The organism is Crossiella sp. CA198, assembly GCF_052078295.1.
In the GTDB taxonomy this organism is placed as follows: domain Bacteria; phylum Actinomycetota; class Actinomycetes; order Mycobacteriales; family Pseudonocardiaceae; genus Crossiella.
In genome coordinates this window covers 127,700-143,970 of record NZ_JBQJIM010000016.1, presented here as the reverse complement: position 1 = coordinate 143,970, position 16,271 = coordinate 127,700, and the positions used below count along the sequence as shown (strand labels likewise).

The 16,271-nt window shown below is 69.7% G+C and carries 15 protein-coding genes; 9 read left to right on the top strand and 6 right to left on the bottom strand.

Features of this window, described 5'->3' with window-relative positions; translation table 11 throughout:
* Positions 1 to 17 precede the first annotated feature (17 nt).
* Complete coding sequence (locus ACTOWY_RS26530) at positions 18 to 1,103, bottom strand: inositol-3-phosphate synthase (RefSeq protein ID WP_185000960.1); 1,086 nt, start codon at positions 1,101 to 1,103, stop codon at positions 18 to 20.
* Positions 1,104 to 1,129: 26 nt separating this feature from the next.
* Positions 1,130 to 1,657 (bottom strand): PadR family transcriptional regulator, encoded by a 528-nt coding sequence (locus ACTOWY_RS26525; protein ID WP_247755072.1) that lies wholly within the window; start codon positions 1,655 to 1,657, stop codon positions 1,130 to 1,132.
* 166 nt (positions 1,658 to 1,823) lie between these two features.
* Here ACTOWY_RS26525 and ACTOWY_RS26520 point away from each other — a divergent pair, with 166 nt between their 5' ends.
* From ACTOWY_RS26520 to ACTOWY_RS26510, 3 genes are all read left to right on the top strand, one after another.
* Positions 1,824 to 2,228: a DUF5318 domain-containing protein gene (locus ACTOWY_RS26520; protein ID WP_247755071.1), complete on the top strand. Its 405-nt coding sequence runs from the start codon at positions 1,824 to 1,826 to the stop codon at positions 2,226 to 2,228.
* A gap of 346 nt (positions 2,229 to 2,574) precedes the next feature.
* The gene (locus ACTOWY_RS26515; RefSeq protein WP_441312364.1) at positions 2,575 to 5,169 is read left to right on the top strand and encodes a transglycosylase domain-containing protein; all 2,595 of its coding nucleotides are present in this window, start codon (positions 2,575 to 2,577) and stop codon (positions 5,167 to 5,169) included.
* A 147-nt stretch (positions 5,170 to 5,316) separates the two neighbouring features.
* Entirely contained in the window at positions 5,317 to 6,867 is a 1,551-nt protein-coding gene (locus tag ACTOWY_RS26510; RefSeq protein WP_441312462.1) for a glycosyltransferase family 87 protein, read from the top strand.
* On the opposite strand, the gene ACTOWY_RS26505 is transcribed toward ACTOWY_RS26510, so the two are convergent.
* The 4 genes from ACTOWY_RS26505 to ACTOWY_RS26490 all read right to left on the bottom strand — a co-directional run bounded on the left by ACTOWY_RS26505 (position 6,848) and on the right by ACTOWY_RS26490 (position 11,495).
* Positions 6,848 to 8,071 (bottom strand): SGNH/GDSL hydrolase family protein, encoded by a 1,224-nt coding sequence (locus ACTOWY_RS26505; protein ID WP_441312363.1) that lies wholly within the window; start codon positions 8,069 to 8,071, stop codon positions 6,848 to 6,850. The two genes, ACTOWY_RS26510 and ACTOWY_RS26505, sit on opposite strands and share 20 nt — an antisense overlap.
* A gap of 92 nt (positions 8,072 to 8,163) precedes the next feature.
* Positions 8,164 to 9,360: an SGNH/GDSL hydrolase family protein gene (locus tag ACTOWY_RS26500; RefSeq protein ID WP_441312362.1), complete on the bottom strand. Its 1,197-nt coding sequence runs from the start codon at positions 9,358 to 9,360 to the stop codon at positions 8,164 to 8,166.
* 12 nt (positions 9,361 to 9,372) lie between these two features.
* Entirely contained in the window at positions 9,373 to 10,728 is a 1,356-nt protein-coding gene (locus ACTOWY_RS26495) for a hypothetical protein (RefSeq protein ID WP_441312361.1), read from the bottom strand.
* The gene (locus tag ACTOWY_RS26490; RefSeq protein ID WP_441312360.1) at positions 10,725 to 11,495 is read right to left on the bottom strand and encodes a deoxyribonuclease IV; all 771 of its coding nucleotides are present in this window, start codon (positions 11,493 to 11,495) and stop codon (positions 10,725 to 10,727) included. The genes ACTOWY_RS26495 and ACTOWY_RS26490 overlap by 4 nt, the downstream gene beginning before the upstream one ends.
* 154 nt (positions 11,496 to 11,649) lie before the next feature.
* Between ACTOWY_RS26490 and ACTOWY_RS26485 the strand changes: the two genes are divergently transcribed.
* From ACTOWY_RS26485 to dnaB, 6 genes are all read left to right on the top strand, one after another.
* Positions 11,650 to 12,612, top strand: coding sequence for a hypothetical protein (locus ACTOWY_RS26485; protein WP_441312359.1), 963 nt, complete (start codon positions 11,650 to 11,652; stop codon positions 12,610 to 12,612).
* A gap of 115 nt (positions 12,613 to 12,727) precedes the next feature.
* On the top strand, positions 12,728 to 13,075 hold the full coding sequence (rpsF, locus tag ACTOWY_RS26480) for a 30S ribosomal protein S6 (protein WP_185000969.1): 348 nt from the start codon (positions 12,728 to 12,730) through the stop codon (positions 13,073 to 13,075).
* A gap of 18 nt (positions 13,076 to 13,093) precedes the next feature.
* Positions 13,094 to 13,606 (top strand): single-stranded DNA-binding protein, encoded by a 513-nt coding sequence (locus tag ACTOWY_RS26475; RefSeq protein ID WP_441312358.1) that lies wholly within the window; start codon positions 13,094 to 13,096, stop codon positions 13,604 to 13,606.
* Between the two features lie 81 nt (positions 13,607 to 13,687).
* On the top strand, positions 13,688 to 13,927 hold the full coding sequence (rpsR, locus tag ACTOWY_RS26470) for a 30S ribosomal protein S18 (RefSeq protein ID WP_086781836.1): 240 nt from the start codon (positions 13,688 to 13,690) through the stop codon (positions 13,925 to 13,927).
* A gap of 28 nt (positions 13,928 to 13,955) precedes the next feature.
* The gene (gene rplI / locus ACTOWY_RS26465) at positions 13,956 to 14,408 is read left to right on the top strand and encodes a 50S ribosomal protein L9 (protein ID WP_441312357.1); all 453 of its coding nucleotides are present in this window, start codon (positions 13,956 to 13,958) and stop codon (positions 14,406 to 14,408) included.
* Positions 14,409 to 14,859: 451 nt separating this feature from the next.
* Entirely contained in the window at positions 14,860 to 16,233 is a 1,374-nt protein-coding gene (dnaB, locus tag ACTOWY_RS26460; RefSeq protein WP_441312356.1) for a replicative DNA helicase, read from the top strand.
* Positions 16,234 to 16,271: the final 38 nt, after the last annotated feature.

Sequence of the window (16,271 nt, the reverse complement as noted above, 5' to 3'; positions counted from 1 at the left end):
GCCCGCGGCCCGCGGGATCAGTCCTCGCCGCGGATGAACTGCTCGACCTTGTCCCGCGCCACCGAGTCGTCGTACTGCTCCGGCGGGGACTTCATGAAGTAGGAAGAAGCGGACAGCACCGGGCCGCCGATGCCGCGGTCCAGGGCGATCTTGGCGGCGCGGACCGCGTCGATGATCACGCCCGCGGAGTTGGGCGAGTCCCAGACCTCCAGCTTGTACTCCAGGTTCAGCGGCACGTCGCCGAAGGCGCGGCCTTCCAGGCGGACGTAGGCCCACTTGCGGTCGTCCAGCCAGGCCACGTAGTCCGACGGGCCGATGTGCACGTTGCGGGCGCCGAGATCGTGGTCGACCTGGGAGGTGACGGCCTGGGTCTTGGAGACCTTCTTGGACTCCAGGCGGTCGCGCTCCAGCATGTTCATGAAGTCCATGTTGCCGCCCACGTTGAGCTGCATGGTGCGATCCAGCACCACCCCGCGGTCCTCGAACAGCCTGGCCAGCACGCGGTGCGTGATGGTGGCGCCGACCTGGGATTTGATGTCGTCGCCCACGATCGGCACACCGGCGGCGCGGAACTTCTCCGCCCACACCGGGTCGCTGGCGATGAACACCGGCAGCGCGTTGACGAAGCCGACGCCCGCGTCGATGGCGGCCTGGGCGTAGAAGCGGTCGGCCGCCTCCGAACCCACCGGCAGGTAGGAGACCAGCACGTCCACCTCGGCCTCGCGTAAGGCCCGCGCGACGTCCACCGGCTGCTCGTCGGACTCCTGGATGGTCTCCCGGTAGTACCGGCCGAGGCCGTCCAGGGTGTGCCCGCGCTGCACGCTGACGCCCAGCGGCGGCACGTCGCAGATCTTGACGGTGTTGTTCTCGCTGGCCAGGATCGCCTCGGACAGGTCCATGCCGACCTTCTTGGCGTCCACGTCGAACGCGGCCACGAACTCGATGTCGCGGACGTGGTAGTCGCCGAACTGCACGTGCATCAGGCCGGGCACCCGGCTGTCGGGGTCGGCGTCGCGGTAGTACTGCACGCCCTGCACCAGGGACGCGGCGCAGTTCCCGACGCCGACGATGGCCACCCGCACACTGCGGCGGTCTCCGGACATGGCCGGGTCCTCCTTCAAAGTCGTCCTCATCGCTGGCGGTGTTCCGCCTCGATCAACTCGTCCAGCCACCGCACCTCGCGCTCGGCGCCGTCCAGGCCGAGTCGCTGCAACTGCCGGGTGTAGTGGTCGACGTGCTCGCAGGATCGGTCCAGGGTGGACCTGATCCGCTCCTGCCGTTCCGCCACGCAGCGCCGCCTGCCGGCCAGGATCCGCAGCCGCGCCTCCGGCGGCGTGCGGGAGAAGAAGGCCAGCCGGACGCCGAAGCAGTCGTCCTCCCAATGCTGCGGGTTGACCTCGGCGAGCAGGCCGGCGAAGTGCTCCCGGCCGGCCGCGCTCAGTCCGTACACCCGCCGGGCCCGGCCGGCGGAGGCACTGGGCTCGCCACCGTCCTCGGCGATCAATCCGGCTCGCTGCAACCGCCGCAGGGTGGGGTAGAGCGAGCCGAAGGAGAACGCCGGGCGATGCCCGCAGAGCAGGCAGCCCAGTTGTTTCCGCAGTTCGTAGCCGTGCATCGGGGCCCGGTGCAGGATGCCGAGGATCGCCAGCTCCAGCATCTGGCACCCCTTCCGGACGTGGTTGTGACGCGATTGACAGGCAGTCGGACTATATCGGGCCGATACATCGACACCACCAGCTTCCGGGCGTGAGATGAACAACGACCCGGCAGCACTGCCCTGAACGGCTCACCGGGGCCTTGTGCCAGCCACGTAGTCTGATGGGGTGCGAACCCAGCGGCAGGTGGTGGACTACGCGTTGCAGCGCCGTGCGCTGCTCGCCGAGGTCTACTCCGGCCGGTCTGGGGTCATGGAGGTGTGCGACGCCAGTCCATACCTGCTCCGAGCGGCGAAGTTCCACGGTGAACCGAGCACGGTGACCTGCCCTGTGTGCCGCAAGGAACCCCTGACGCTGGTGTCCTGGGTCTACGGCGACGAGCTGAAGCACGCTGCGGGTTCGGCCCGCACAGCTGAAGAACTCGCCAGGATGGCAACCCTCTTCGAGGAGTTCAGCGTCTACGTAGTCGAGGTGTGCCGCACCTGCAGCTGGAACCACCTGGTGCAGTCATACGTCCTGGGGACGGATGGACTGCGCAGCGGCAGCTCCCAAAGGAAGACCGCCGCGGAGTGATCCGGCTCATGTCGCTGGTACGTACTGACGAACGACCGCCAAACGACGTCGCACCGTGCGACGGCGGTGGAAGGGCCTTTTCGTGAACGAGCGCGACGACCGACGGCGTGACGGCCGGCCGAGTGGACCTGAGCAGACCGGTGAGCACACCGGTCAGTGGGTGCCCAGCTGGGACGAAGACGACACTCCGCCGCCGGGCCCCCGCCAGGGGCCGCCCCCGGGTGGGCCGCAGGGCGGGCCTCCCGGCGGCCCGCGTCCGCCGATGCCCCCGCAGGGCGGCCGCCCCCCGATGCCCGGAGGACCAGGCGGTCCCGGTGGCCCGAATACCCCGCCCCGCGGCGGCCCGATGCCCTACGGCGGTCCGAACACGCCCCCTGGCGGCGCCCCGATGGGTCACGGCGGTCCGAACACCCCGCCCGGCGGCGCGCCGATGCCCGGTGGTCGTCCGCCCGGCCCACCCGGCCAGCGCCCGCCGTTCAACGGCGGCCCCGGCGGTCCCGGTGGCCTGCCGCCGCGCCAGCAGCACCCGGGCGAGGCGCCCACCGACCTGTTCCCGCCGGTGGAGGACGACCCGTACCCGCGTGAGCCCGAGCTGCTCACTCACCGCGAGCCCCTCCCCGGCGACCCGGACTATGACGACAGCCACGTCATCGACGCCGACGCACCGGATCCGGAGGAGGAACGCAAACTGCGCAAGAAGAAGATCTGGCGCCGCGTTCGCCGCACCAGTTACGTGCTCGCCGGCCTGGCCATCCTGGCGCCGGTGGTGGCCTTCATCGTGGCCTATCAGTTCGTCACGGTGCTCACCCCGGAAGAGGTCTTCAAGGGCCACAACCAGGTGGTCACGATCAACTACGCCGACGGCAGCGAACTGGCCAAGGTGGTGCCGAAGGGCGGCGAGCGGGTCCAGCTGAAGTTCGACGAGATCCCGCAGGTCATCAAGGAAGCGGTGCTCTCCACCGAGGACAAGAACTTCTACGAGAACCCGGGCTTCGACCCGATCGGCATCCTGCGCGCGGTGTTCAACAACCTCACCGGCGGCACCGGCGGTGGCTCCGGCATCACCCAGCAGTACATCAAGATCTCCACCGGCGACGACGCGCCCACGCTGACCCGTAAGTTCACCGAGCTGGTGAAGTCGGCGAAAATGGACGCCCAGTACTCGAAGCCGGACATCCTGACCAACTACCTCAACGTGATCTCCTTCGGCCGTGGCGCCGAGGGCATCGAAGCGGCGGCCAAGGCGTACTTCAACAAGAGCGCCAAGGAGATCAACCGTCCGGAAGAGGCGGCGCTCCTGGCCGCGGTCATCCAGCGCCCGTACGAGTGGGACCCGGCGATCAACCGGGAGAAGTCGGTCAAGCGCTGGAACGACGTGCTGGACAAGATGGTCGAGAACGACAAGATCAAGAAGCCCGCCCGCGACCAGATGCAGTTCCCGGAGGACGGCGACCAGCCCGGCCAGCTGCGCAACCGGGCGGAAGCGATCAAGGCGCGTGGTGGCGCGTCCGGCCCGAAGGCCCTGATCCAGCAGCAGATCGAAACCGAGCTGGAACGCAAGAAGATCAGCATGACCGCAGCCCAGAAGTACGGCTACACGATCACCACGACCATCGACAAGAAGGCGCAGGAGGCCGCCGAGGCCGCCGTGCAGAAGGTGGTCTTCGCCAACGGCCAGCCGGACAACCTGCGCTCGGCCCTGGTGGCCACCGACCCGAAGACCGGCGGCGTGCTGGCCTACTACGGCAGCAAGGACGGCAAGGGCACCGACTACGCCAAGTCCGCTCAGCCGCCCGGCTCCTCGTTCAAGGCGTTCGTGGTGGCCGCGGCGCTGGAGAAGGACATCGGTCTCGGCTCGACCTTCGACAGCAGTTCGCCGCGCACCTTCGCCGCGGGTAGGGGTTCCCCCGGCTACACCGTGTCCAACGCCAGCCGCGGGTACGAGTGCACCATGTGCTCGATCCGGCAGATGACCGAGTTCTCGGTCAACACCGCCTTCGTCGACCTCGCACTGAAGGTGGGCACCAAGTCGGTGGCCACCGCCGCGCAGGAGGCCGGGATCCCGGCCGAGATCAACGGCAAGCCGAGCCTCGGTCTCGGCAACGGTGCTGCGCCGCCCGCGGGTATCGCGCTGGGCAGCCAGGAGGTCCGGACCATGGACATGTCCGCGGCGTATGCGACCTTCGCCAACGACGGCATGAAGAACGAGCAGCACTTCGTAGCCAAGGTGGTCGACGCCGCGGGCAAAACCCTGCACGAGTTCAGCGAGCCCGCCAAGCCCGCCTTCGACCAGTCCGACAAGCAGCGCAACACCGACATCGCACGCAACGTGACCGAGGCGCTCAAGCCGGTCGCCGGGTATTCGAGGCTGCCGCTGGACAACGGCAGGCCCTCGGCGGCCAAGACCGGCACCCACCAGTACGAGAAGGAGAAGGGCAGCAGCCACAACTCCCGTGCCTGGATGGTGGGCTACACCCCGTCGATCTCCACCGCGGTCTGGGTCGGCACCGACTACAACGAGATCCTCAAGGGCCGCTGGAACTCCCAGACCGGCAAGCTCGTGGGCCCGAAGGACATGTACGGCAAGGACGAGCCGGGCGCGGTCTGGAAGGAGTTCATGGACACCTATCTCAACGGCACCAAGTCCGAGAACTTCGCCAAGGCCAACCCGATCGGTCAGTTCGAGGCGCCGCCGAGCAGCACCACCGCCTCCTCGACGAGCGCCACCTCGTCCAGCTCGGTCCCGCCGACCAGCAGCGAGGAACCGACCAACACCAAGCCGACCAACACCAGGCCGACCCCGACCTGCGGTGGCTGGCCCTTCCCGAGCTGCAAGCCGACCCCGACCGGCACCGGCAAACCGACCAAGACCTCCGAAGAGGATCCACCGCCGGGTGGCGAGCCACGCGGCGGCCGCGGAGGTGGCGGCAACGGCAACTGATCAAGGCGGGGAGGTGGCAGTTCACCTCCCCGCCTTCTTCGTTCCGCGCTTCCCCGTAGCATCCGCAAGGTGTCCCATGCACCGGAGCGGCCCGAGCCGCAGGCCACCGATGGCGACTGGAGCCAGGCGCCGCCCGCGTCCAAGCGGATCGCGGACACCGAGTCGCTGACACCGCGGGAGCGGGAGGTCGCGACCTGGTCCGAGCCGATCGCGCGGCAGGCCAGCAGGCCGGTCGGCGGGTTGCTGGGGCGGCATGCGGTGGTGGGGCGGCACTGGTTCTGGACGCCGTTGCGGGTGGTGTTGCTGCTGGCCACCCTGACCCTGGCGCTGGGGTACACGGCCAAGGCGCCGTGTGTGCAGGAGTACGTGGACGACCAGGGTGTGGTGCAGCTGGACTGGCGGGATTCCCGGCAGTACGTGGCGATGTGCTACTCCGACACGGTTCCGCTCTACACCGCGGAGCGGCTGGACAAGGGCCTGTTCCCGTACAAGACCTCCTGGAAGGACGACAACGGGACGCCGGACGGGCAGATCCGGTACATGGAGTACCCCGTGCTCAGCGGGTTGTTCCAGTGGTTCAACGCCCAGCTCGCGCACGGCTGGGTGGCCATCGCCAACAGTGGCTGGCTGCCCAACGCGATGGCGGTCATCGTCTACTTCAACTTCAGCTCGCTGTGGCTGGCGCTGGCCTGGCTGGTGACCATCTGGGCGACCTTCAAGCTCACCGGGCGGCGGCCGTGGGACGCGGCCATCGCGGCGGTCTCACTGCTGGTCGTGGTGCACGCCTTCACCAACTTCGACACCCTGGCCACCGCCTTCGCCGCGGTGGCGCTGCTGGCCTGGGCGCGCAACCGGCCGGGGCTGGCCGGGGTGTTGCTGGGGCTGGGCGCGGCGGCGAAGCTGTATCCGTTGTTCTTCCTCGGGCCGTTGCTGGTGCTGTGCCTGAGATCCGGGCGGATGGGGCACTGGTGGCGGACCACCTGGACCGCGGCGCTGGCCTGGGCCGCGGTGAACGCGCCGATCTACTTCCTCTACCCGGACGGCTGGCGGGAGTTCTTCCGGCTCAACTCCGAACGCGGGGTCGACCCGGACAGCATCTACAACGTCATCCAGTACTTCACCGGCTGGAGCGGTTTTGACGGCCCACTGCCGGCCGGGGCCTCGCCGACCGTGCTGAACACGGTCACCGCGGTGCTGTTCCTGTTGTGCTGCGCGGGGATCGGCTGGGTGGCACTGTCCGCGCCGCGCAGGCCGCGGGTGGCCCAGCTGGCCTTCCTGGTGGTGGCGGCCTTCCTGCTGACCAACAAGGTGTGGAGTCCGCAGTACTCGCTGTGGCTGGTGCCGCTGGCCGTGCTGGCGCTGCCGCGCTGGCGGCTGCTGCTGGCCTGGATGGTGGTGGACGCGCTGGTCTGGGCGCCGCGGATGTACTTCTACCTCGGCCCGGACAACAAGGGCCTGCCGCAGGACTGGTTCCTGGGCGCGGTGGTCATCCGGGATGTCTTCGTGGTGCTGCTGTGCGTGCTGATCCTGCGCGAGATCTACCGGCCGGAGCGGGACCGGGTGCGTGCCTTCGGGGTGGACGATCCGGCGGGCGGTCCGCTGGACGGGGCACCGGACGTCTTCGTGCTCGGGCCTGCCCGCGCCGCGAAGAAGCAGCGCGAGCAGGCCGAGGCCGCGGCTACAGCGCTGACAGGCTGACCGCGGCGGCCATCGCCTTGAACCCGGCGTCGCCGGGGTGCAGGTGGTCGCCCTGGTCGTACTCGGGCTTGATCCGCTGCGGGTCCTGCGGATCGCGGATGGTCGCGTCGAAGTCGATCAGGCCGTCGAAGTCGGTGCTGGTGCGGATGTAGCGGTTGACCGCCTGCCGGGTGGCCTCCAGCTGCTCGCTGTAGGAGTGCCAGCCCTTGAACGGGGTGATGGTGGCGCCCAGCACGCGCAGCCCACGGTCCTTGCTGCGCTGCGCGATCTGCTTGAGCGCGGCGATGATCCGGTTCGGATCAGTCTGGTGCGGGGTCTGCTGGATGTCGTTGATGCCCTCGTAGACGATCACCGTGCGGGCGCCGGTGGCGGCCAGCACGTCCCGGTCCAGCCGGGCCAGCGCGTTCACCCCGGCGCTGCCGCCGTCCAGCAGCAGCCGGTTGCCGCTGATGCCCGCGTTGAGCACGCCCAGCCGCAGGTGCGCCGGACCGGCCTTCATCCGGTCGGCGAGCTGGTCCGGCCAGCGCAGGTTGGCGCCCCAGGTGGAGTTCGCGCCGTCGGTGATCGAGTCGCCGAGGGTGACCACGCTGCCGCGCACGCCCGGCGCCCGCACGTCCACGCCGGAGACGTAGTGCCACTGCCGGGTCTGCTCGGTGAAGGCCGCCCCGGACTCGGCCCCGGCGTGGTTGCCGTTGCGGGTGAAGTAGGAGTTCTGCATGGTCAGCGAGTGGTAGGTGACCGGGCCGGAGGGGTTCGGGGTGAACGTGGTGACCAGCAGGTTGGCATCGGCTGGCACGTTCAGCGCGACCGGATCGCTGAGCACGTCGGCGTAGGGCGGCGCGGTGATCTCCCGCTCGCCGCCGAAGGTCAGCGTGCGCATCGTGCCCGGCACCGCGGCCGGCGTGTCCGCCCCGGCCGCCAGCGCCACCGTGACCTGCCCGAACAGCACCGGCGCGCGGCCGAAGGCGTTGGACAGCCGGACCCGGACCTGGGCGCCGCCGATGCTGGTGTGCACGATGTTGCGGATCGAGTAGTTCGGGTAGCCGGACTCGGTGTTGGGCAGCGCGGCCGAGGGCGAGGCCGCCCAGGTGCCCACCCAGTTACCCGGTGGCGCGGCCGAGGGTTCCCCGACGGCCTGACCACCCGAGGCCAGCAACGCCACCACACTGAACGCAACCAGCCAGCGCTTACCGTTGGACGCCATTCGCGAGCCTCCTGCAGCCACGTCGAGGGGGACGCGTCCGACCTAATCAGCGCGCTGGGAGCGGGACCATCCGCCGATCCTCTGATTCCGGTTCACAGTGCTGAGAGCGGCACCGCGGCGGCCATCGCGCGGAACCCGGCGGCGTTGGGGTGCAGGTGGTCGCCCGAGTCGTAGGCCGGGGCCATCCGCAGCGGGTCCGGCCCGTCGCGCAGGGCCGCGTCGAAATCGACCAGGCCGTCGAAGTACGGGTTGTTGCGCAGGAACCGGTTGACCTCCTGGCGCGGCGCGTCCAGCTCCTCGGTGAAGCCCCAGATGCCCTTGATCGGCGCGATGGTGCCGCCGAGCACCCGCAGCCCGCGGGCGTTGGCCCGCTGCGCGATCTGCTTCAGCCCCTCGATGATCTTGCGGGCGTCCCGCTGCCGGGGTTCCTGCAGGATGTCGTTGATCCCCTGGAAGACGATCACCGTGCGCACCCCGGCCGCGGCGAGCACATCGCGGTCCAGCCTGGACTGCGCGTTCACCCCGAGCGGGCCGCCGTCCAGCAGCACCCTGTTACCGCTGATCCCGGCGTTGAGCACGCCGAACCGGGAGTTCAGCCGGTCCGCGAGCTGATCCGGCCAGCGCAGGTTGGTGTTCATGCCGGCGTTCCAGCCGTCGGTGATCGAATCGCCCAGTGCCACCACGCTGCCGCGGGCCGCGGTGCCGCGCACGTCCACCGCGCTGACGTAGTGCCAGCTGCCGGTCTGCTCGGTGAAGGCGGCCCCGGACTCGGCCGCGGCGTGGTCGCCGTCCCGGCTGAAGTAGGAGTGCTGCATCGCCATCGAGTGGTGGGTGACCGGGCCGGAGGGCTCCGGGGTGAAGGTGGTGACCAACAGGTCGCCGTCGGCGGGCACGGTCAGCGCGACCGGATCGCTGACCAGGTCGGCCCCGGCAGGCGCGGTCACCGAGGTGGCGCCGCCGAAGGTCAGCACGCGCATGCTGCCGGGTACCGCGGCCGGCGTGTCCGGGCCGGCGGCCAGCGCCAGGGTGACCCGGCCGAAGAGCACCGGTGCGGTGCCGAAGGCATTGGACAGCCGCACCCGCGCCTGGCTGCCGCCGATGCTGGTGTGCACGATGTTGCGCATCGAGTGGTTGGCATAGCCCTGGTCCGAGCCGGGCACCGCCGAGGAGGGCGCCGCGGCCCAGGTGCCGACCCAGCCGGGACCGGGCGCGGCCGTGGCCGGGCTGCCGGAGACCAGCAGGGCCAGCACGGCCGTGGTCACGAGGAAGCGCTTTCCGCTGAACGCCATGGGCAGACCCAATCAGCGCGATGAGAGCGTGACCATCCGCCGTTCACCTGATTCCGGCGCGAAGGTGACCGGGGTGGACGGCAGGATCAGGAACAACGCGAGCAGCAGCGCGACCTTGCCCCAGACCCCGATCATCACCGCCTGCGCCGGCAGGCTGTCGTAGATCGACATGGGCAGGCCGAACTCGATCGCGTGGTACCAGAGGAACACCCCGATGCCCAGCGCCAGATCGGCGACGGCGTAGGCCAGCACCCAGCCCCAGCGCACCGCGAGCAGCACGAAGAAGGGCAGCAGCCACAGCGTGTATTGCGGGGAGTGCACCTTGTGCAGCAACAGGAATCCGCACAGCATCGCGCCGGACACGCCGACCCACGGGTACTCGCCGGTGCCGCTCCAGCGCAGCCAGCCGACCAGGCAGGCCAGTACGAAGGCCAGGCCGATCAGGGTCGGCGACAGCCAGCCCACCAGCGCCTGAAAGTCCAGGTTGGACGGGTCTGACTCCGGGCGGAAGGCCCAGAACCAGATCGAGTTGGTGGTGATGTCGACCTTGCGCTCCTGCTGGAAGACGAAGGAGGCCCGCCAGCCCTCGTAGCCCAGCACCGCGAACGGCAGGTTCACCAGCACCACGGTGACCACGGTGGACAGCAGCACCCGGACCGCGCCGGCGATGTCCCAGCGCTTCCCGCTGGGCAGCCAGCGGCCGTGCGCCCCGCCGGTGAGCACGTACAGGGCCAGTGGCAGGGCGAAGAATCCCGGGTACAGCTTCAGCGCGGCGCCCAGGCCGAGCAGCACGCCCGCCACCATCGCCCGCTCCACCAGCGGCCTGCTCGCGCCCTCCCGGCCCCAGCCGCGGTGCACCGCGTACACCGCGCCGACCGCGCAGGCCACCGCGGGCAGGTCCCAGTTGTGGAAGGCGTGCAGCACCAGGCCGGGGGCCAGCGCCCAGATCAGCGCGCGCCAGCGGGCCAGCCCGCCCAGCAGCCAGGCCACCAGCAGGCCGAAGGGGGCCAGCAGCAGGCTGGAGTAGCGCAGGAAGTCCGCGTCGTTGTTGGCGAAGATCGCTCCGGCCCAGATCAGCAGGCCGCTGAGCACCGGGTACTCCACCGAACCGCCGATGAGCTGGCCGTCCTCGCCGAGGCCGCCGCCGAGGTAGGGGAAGACGTGCCGGTCGACCTCCCGGCCCAGCCACAGGTGCTGGATGTCGGAGTAGCAGAGGTCGCCGTGCCGGTTGGCGTAGTCCGGCGCGCTGCGGCCCCACTGGTCGAACTCGGGGCCCGCGCAGCGTGCCTTGTTCGCGTAGCCGCCGATCAGCAGCAGTCCGCACAGCAGGACCAGCGCGGCGAGCGCGGTCCTGCCGAAGCGGATCACGCGGGTAGCTGGGAACGCAGGTAGGCGATGTCGCCTGCCTGCCCGTCACCTGGGGTCTCGACCACGACCGGGGCCTGGGCGGCGTTGACCACCGCGGCCAGCACCCCCGGCTCGATCGTGCCGGTGCCGATGTTGGCGTGCCGGTCCCGGGAGGAGCCGAACTCGTCCCTGGAGTTGTTCAGGTGCACCAGGTCGATCCGGCCGGTGATCGACTTGACCCGCTCCACGATGCCGGCCAGGTCCTCGCCAGCGGCATGCGCGTGGCAGGTGTCCAGGCAGAACCCGGCGCCGAACTCGCCGACGGCGTCCCAGAGCCGGGACAGCATGTCGAAGCGGCGGGCCATCGCGTTGTCCCCGCCCGCGGTGTTCTCGATCAGCACTGGCACCGCGAACCCGCCTGCCTCGGCCTGCCGCTCGAACAGCTTGCGCCAGTTCGCGATGCCGTCGGCCGGGTCATCGCCCTTGGTGACGTGCCCGCCGTGCACCACCAGGCCCAGCGCGCCGCTGGCCTTGGCCGCCTCGGCCTGCTGCACCACCGACTTACGCGAGGGGATGCGGATCCGGTTGTTCAGCGAGGCCACGTTGATCACGTATGGCGAGTGCACGAAGACCGAGATCCCGGCCTCCCGCAAGGCCTCGGCCTGCGGGTGCGGCTTGGGTGACTCCCAGCTCTGCGGGTTGGACAGGAAGAACTGGACGACCTCGGCGCCGCGGTCCTGCGCCGAGCCGAGCGGGTTGTCGTCGGCGACGTGTGCCCCGATGCGCATGCCGGAGAGCGTAGTCGGCGGATCCGACGGCCACTCCCCGAGTAGAGGTTGTGTGCCATTCCGTCATGGTTTGGGGTGGCAACCGTCACCTTGGCGACTTAACGTCGTTGCACCTAGGGGACGTTACCGACCGGTACGCACCGGAGGGATGGGCATGCTCGCTCGACTCGCACGGCTTTCCGTGGCATCGGTGCTGCTCGCCATGGTGAGCATGGTCGGACTAGCTGGCTCAGCCCTGGCTGCTGAACCGATCCTGATCGGCGACTGCGGGGCGACTGTCCAGGGCAAACCCGGCCAGCCCATCCAGCTCAGCGCGGGTGCGGTGGCCGCGCCGGTGGTCGAGGTGGTCCGGCGGGTGCCGCTGCTCGGGCCGCCACTGGCCGGCGCGGTGGACAAGGCGGTGCGCGCGCTGCCGCCGATCCCGATCGGCGCGGTGCCCGACGGCAAGGGCGGGTTCATCACCGGCGGGCAGATCGCCGGCAGTGTCCTTGACGCGCTGCGCCGGATCCCGCTGCTCGGGCCGATCCTCGGCGAGGTGGTCAAGGGCGTGCAGCAGGTGCTCAGCGCCGGTTGCGGAGTGACGGTCAAGACGGTGAACGCGGTGGCCGCGCCGATCCAGGAGGGCGCCAAGAACCTGCCCGGCGGATCGCCGGCGCCCAAGCCGCCGCCCGGTACCACCAACCCCGGTCAGCCCGGCCCCGGCACCCCGCCGCCTGGCACGCCGCCGCCCGGCACGTCCACTCCCGGCACCCCGGCACCCGGCACCCCGGGCACCGGCACGCCGATCCCGGACTTCCAGCTGCCACGGCTGGAGGGCGGCGGCCTCTACGACTACGGCCGGGTGCCGCTCTACGACTACTCCGGGCTGCCAGCGGCCGTGCCCGGCGGACTGGGCGCGCTGGCCCCCGGCGACCGCTACGGCCAGGCCTCGCCCGGCTCCGCGGGCGCCTACGGGCTACCCGAGGGCGGCGACGGGGTGGCCTCGGCGGGTCAGGCCCGCGCGCTGCCGACCGACGGCGCGGGGCGGGTGGCGGCTCCGGTGCTGCTCGCGGTGCTCGCGCTGTCCATGGTGACCGCTGGGCTGGTCCGTACCTGGGTACTTCGGCGTACCGCCTGATCACCGATTGGGAGCAACCGGCACTGGGCTGTTAGCCTGCTCGGGTTGCTGACGCGACGACCCTCCTGCCACGGAAAGTCCGTGGCCGATTTAGTCCACAGGAGGTGAGGTCTACGTGCGTCACTATGAACTGATGGTCATCCTGGACCCCAACGTGGATGAGCGCACCGTCGCTCCCACGCTGGACACTTTCCTCAACGTCATCCGCACTTCGGGCGGGAACGTGGAGAAGGTCGATGTCTGGGGCAAGCGCCGGTTGTCGTTCGAGATCAACAAGTCCCCCGAGGGGATTTACACGGTCATCGACATCAACAGCTCGCCGGACGCGGTCAAGGAGCTCGACCGCCAGCTGAACCTGCAGGACACCGTCCTGCGTACCAAGGTTCTGCGCCGCGACCCCGCCAAGTTCGCCAAGGCCGCCGCGAAGGCTGCTGCCAAGGCGTCCAAGGGCCCCAAGTCCTGACGCGGGAGTACGCGAATCATGGCTGGTGAGACGGTAATCACGGTGGTCGGAAACCTGACCGCCGATCCGGAACTGCGCTTCACCCAGTCCGGTGCGGCCGTGGCGAGCTTCACCATCGCCTCCACGCCGCGCACACTCGACCGCGCCAGCGGTGAGTGGAAGGACGGCGAAGCGCTGTTCCTGCGGTGCAGCATCTGGCGCCAGGCGGCGGAGAACGCCGCCGAGTCCCTGACCCGCGGTATGCGCGTGGTCGCCCAGGGACGCCTGCGTCAGCGCTCCTTCGACACGAAGGAAGGCGAGAAGCGCACCGTCATCGAGCTGGAGGTCGACGAGATCGGCCCCTCGCTGCGTTACGCCACGGCCAAGGTCAACCGCGCCAGTCGCGGTGGCGGCGGCCAGGGTGGCGGCGGCGGTGGGTACGGCGCGTCCGGCGGCGGCGGCAGTGCGCCTGCCGACGACCCGTGGGGCTCCGCGCCCCCGGCGGCCAGCTCCGGTGGCGGTGGCGGCTTCAACGACGAGCCGCCGTTCTGATCCGGTTGCCTCGCCAGCGCTCCTGCACCGCATCCCAAGAGACTCCGAACACGACCACGTCCAGCTCCAGGAGGACGACACATGGCTAAGCCGCCTGTGCGCAAGCCGAAGAAGAAGGTCTGCGCGTTCTGCAAGGACAAGACCGCGCACCTGATCGACTACAAGGACACCGCGCTGCTCCGGAAGTTCATTTCCGACCGCGGCAAGATCCGTGCCCGCCGGGTGACCGGCAACTGCTCCCAGCACCAGCGGGACGTCGCCATCGCGGTGAAGAACTCGCGTGAGATGGCGCTGCTGCCCTACACCTCGACCGCTCGCTGACCCAGAGACCATTAGAGAGGAGTTGGCGATGAAGCTCATTCTCACCGCTGACGTGACCGGCCTCGGTGGTCCTGGTGACATCGTCGAGGTGAAGGACGGCTACGGCCGCAACTTCCTGCTGCCCCGCGGCCTGGCCATCGTGGCCAGCAAGGGTGCGGAGAAGCAGGTGCAGACCATCCGCCGGGCCCAGGAGGGTCGCAAGATCCGCGACCTGGACCACGCCAAGGAGGTCAAGGCCAAGCTCGACGGCCTTGGCGCCGTGCAGCTGGCCGGCCGCGCCGCGGCTGGTGGCGGCAAGCTCTTCGGCTCGGTGACCACCGCGGACATCGTTGCCGCGATCAAGTCCGCCGGTGGCCCGGTGCTCGACAAGCGTTCCGTCGAGACCTCCGGCCACATCAAGACCACGGGCAAGCACACCGTCGCGGTGCGCCTGCACCCCGAGGTCATCGCCAGCGTCAACCTCGTGGTTGCCGCGGGCTGAGCACGCTCTGCTCGACTACGAGCACAGGCGCCGCCCGGACGGGGCTACTCCATACGGGCGGCGCCTGTGCTCGTTTGTCTCAGCGTCACAGCACAAATCTGGAGTTGTGACGCCCGGCCCGCGACACGCCGTCGGCACGGTCACAGGCGACACGCCGAACCAGTTTCAGGTTAGTTTTTCCACATCGCGCACACAGGCTCTGACCAGCGCGCTTAGATTTTTCCTCGCAGGTTCTCCCCAAGTTGTCCACAGGGCACAGGGGACCTGTGTCCAGTCGCGGGCAACCATCCCCAGGCTGCCCACAAGTTGATCCACAGGCTGGTTTGCCTGCTCCAGACGGGGGACCTAGCGTCGCCACTGCGCGCCCTCGGTGACGAGAGATCAGTCCTGATCTGTCAGGGGTCGCGAGCAGAATCCTGGTGGGTTCCGAGCTTGGTGGAGGTGCACGACCGTGGCCGTGGTGGACGACCGTGATTTCCGGGGCGGCGACTCCTCCGGTGGCTTCGACCGTCAACCCCCGCAGGACCTCGCGGCCGAACAGTCCGTGCTCGGCGGCATGCTGCTGTCCAAGGACGCCATCGCCGACGTGGTCGAGGTGGTGCGGCCCGGTGACTTCTACCGCCCGGCGCACCAGTCGGTCTACGAGTGCATCCTCGACCTCTACACCCGCGGCGAACCGGCCGACGCGATCACCGTCTCGGCCGAGCTGGAGCGCCGCGGCGAACTGCTGCGGGTCGGCGGCGCGCCGTACATGCACACCCTCATCGCCACCGTGCCCACCGCGGCCAACGCCGGCTACTACGCCGAGATCGTGGCGGAGAAGGCGGTGCTGCGGCGGCTGATCGAGGCCGGCACCAAGATCGTCCAGCTCGGTCACCACGGCGCCGAGGGCTCGGATGTCACCGAGGTGGTCGACCGGGCGCAGGCGGCCATCTACGAGGTCACCGAGCGGCGCACCACCGAGGACTACACGGCGCTGGAGGAACTGCTCCAGCCGACCATGGACGAGATCGACGCGATCGCCAGCCGGGGCGGCAGCGCGCTCGGCGTGCCCACCGGCTTCATCGACCTGGACCAGCTGACCAACGGCCTGCACCCGGGCCAGATGATCATCGTCGCGGCCCGGCCCGGCGTCGGCAAGTCCACCCTTGGCCTGGACTTCGCCCGCTCCTGCTCGATCAAGCACGGCATGTCCAGCGTCATCTTCTCGCTGGAAATGAGCAAGACCGAGATCGTCATGCGCATGCTCTCGGCCGAGGCCCGGATCCGGCTGGCCGACATGCGCGGTGGCCGGATGACCGATGACGACTGGACCCGGCTGGCCCGGCGGATGAGCGAGATCAGCGAGGCCCCGCTGTTCATCGACGACTCGCCGAACATGACCATGATGGAGATCAGGGCCAAGGCGCGGCGGCTCAAGCAGCGGCACGACCTCAAGCTGATCGTGCTGGACTACATGCAGCTGATGACCTCGGGCAAGAAGGTCGAGTCCCGCCAGCAGGAGGTCTCGGAGTTCTCCCGGAACCTCAAGCTGCTGGCCAAGGAGCTGCAGGTGCCGCTGGTGGCGATGAGCCAGCTCAACCGTGGCCCGGAACAGCGCACGGACAAGCGCCCGATGCTCTCCGACCTCCGCGAGTCCGGCTCGCTGGAGCAGGACGCGGACATGGTCATGCTGATCCACCGCCCGGACGCCTGGGAACGCGACGACCCGCGGGCAGGCGAGGCCGACCTGATCATCGCCAAGCACCGGGCGGGCCCGACCGCCACCATCGTGGTCGCGCACCAGCTGCACTACAGCCGCTTCACCGACCTGGCCCAGGGCTGACCCACCGGCGGCAAAGTGCCTGGACAGACCGTATTCAA

Coding starts and splice junctions, on each gene's coding strand:
- rpsR (WP_086781836.1), top strand. CDS start 13,688: ATGGCTAAGCCGCCTGTGCGCAAGCCGAAGAAGAAGGTCTGCGCGTTC.
- ACTOWY_RS26490 (WP_441312360.1), bottom strand. CDS start 11,495: ATGCGCATCGGGGCACACGTCGCCGACGACAACCCGCTCGGCTCGGCG.
- ACTOWY_RS26505 (WP_441312363.1), bottom strand. CDS start 8,071: ATGGCGTCCAACGGTAAGCGCTGGCTGGTTGCGTTCAGTGTGGTGGCG.
- rplI (WP_441312357.1), top strand. CDS start 13,956: ATGAAGCTCATTCTCACCGCTGACGTGACCGGCCTCGGTGGTCCTGGT.
- ACTOWY_RS26500 (WP_441312362.1), bottom strand. CDS start 9,360: ATGGCGTTCAGCGGAAAGCGCTTCCTCGTGACCACGGCCGTGCTGGCC.
- ACTOWY_RS26515 (WP_441312364.1), top strand. CDS start 2,575: ATGCCCTACGGCGGTCCGAACACGCCCCCTGGCGGCGCCCCGATGGGT.
- ACTOWY_RS26475 (WP_441312358.1), top strand. CDS start 13,094: ATGGCTGGTGAGACGGTAATCACGGTGGTCGGAAACCTGACCGCCGAT.
- ACTOWY_RS26485 (WP_441312359.1), top strand. CDS start 11,650: ATGCTCGCTCGACTCGCACGGCTTTCCGTGGCATCGGTGCTGCTCGCC.
- ACTOWY_RS26530 (WP_185000960.1), bottom strand. CDS start 1,103: ATGTCCGGAGACCGCCGCAGTGTGCGGGTGGCCATCGTCGGCGTCGGG.
- ACTOWY_RS26525 (WP_247755072.1), bottom strand. CDS start 1,657: ATGCTGGAGCTGGCGATCCTCGGCATCCTGCACCGGGCCCCGATGCAC.